At 31.2% G+C, this 1,189-nt stretch carries 1 protein-coding gene; it reads right to left on the reverse strand.

Annotated elements, in window-relative coordinates:
• The coding region (locus JF818_RS06310) for a peroxidase family protein (protein WP_304945008.1) at positions 1–406 on the reverse strand (406 nt) is incomplete at its 3' end.
• Positions 407–1,189 lie beyond the last annotated feature (783 nt).

The following is a 1,189-nucleotide window of genomic DNA, read 5'->3' on the forward strand; positions in this document are numbered from 1 at the left end:
ATAATAATCTTCTTGCCTTATCTAAGTTAGCATTATCAGGCCAACTGTTTAATGGAGCGAATCTCTGTGTTCCTGTACCAGCACCGCCACGACCATCTTGAACTCGATATGTCCCTGCACTATGCCATGCCATTCTAATAAACAATCCACCATAATGACCATAATCCGCAGGCCACCAGTCTTGTGAATTTGTCATTAAATTGTATAGATCTTGCTTCAGTTGATTATAATCTAACTTTTTAAATTCATTTTTGTAATTGAAACTCAAATCCATCGGATTAGTTTTCTCAGAATTCTGTCGTAACATATCTAGATTGATTTGATTAGGCCACCAATCTTTATTTATTGTTCCTTTACTACCACCTGAACTAGTTGCACCTGTTACAGGACATTTACCATGACTCATTTAACTACTCCTTTCTACCTCACAACCATAAATACTACCATTACCTTATTTAACTTTTCGACATCTTCATACCCAGATAGTAAAATATATCACAAATGTTATCTCATCGACAAAGACAATCTAATATTATATTTTTTTATCATGTTAAAACAAATGTCCAATTTAATGTTTATGTTTTAAATGAAATGGTTAACTTTAAAAAGGGGTGAAAAGATTAAAATCCTTCATCGGAACTGAAATATAAGAAACTCTATAGAATCATTTTCCGAGGAGTCTCAGACAAGTATTCGTTACACATTTTATGTCTTATGGCAAATAATGGTAAAAATCGCAAGCATAATAGTCGTAATTTAACTGGAATACCGGACAAAACGAAAGTATAACAAAAGATTATAAAAGTCATCTCTTCAACTGTTAGTAGACTATTCTCCAACAAAGATTGAAATATCAATTCTTGAACCAGACCAGTATGAAAATCCTACTTCATGGCTCAAGATGAATGAAAAAGAAATGACAGAATTTAGATTAGTAATAAATTCCCAATATTAAGCTCAGCTTGCTCTTGAGTTTATTTTACTTTCTTTAAGACTCTGTCATAAAATACATAAAAAGACAAGCAACCTAAAATAGGAAACCTGTCTTTAAATTATATAGTCATCTTCATTTCTGTACTCTCCTAAAACAAAACTACTTCATTATCATTTGTAAGCAATACTAACTTTTATAAATTTACTATTGCTCGAGAATACTGCAATTATTCAAACCTTCAAATAAATGTAATTT

Source organism: Sphaerochaeta sp. S2 (assembly GCF_016406725.1).
In the GTDB taxonomy this organism is placed as follows: Bacteria; Spirochaetota; Spirochaetia; order Sphaerochaetales; family Sphaerochaetaceae; genus Sphaerochaeta.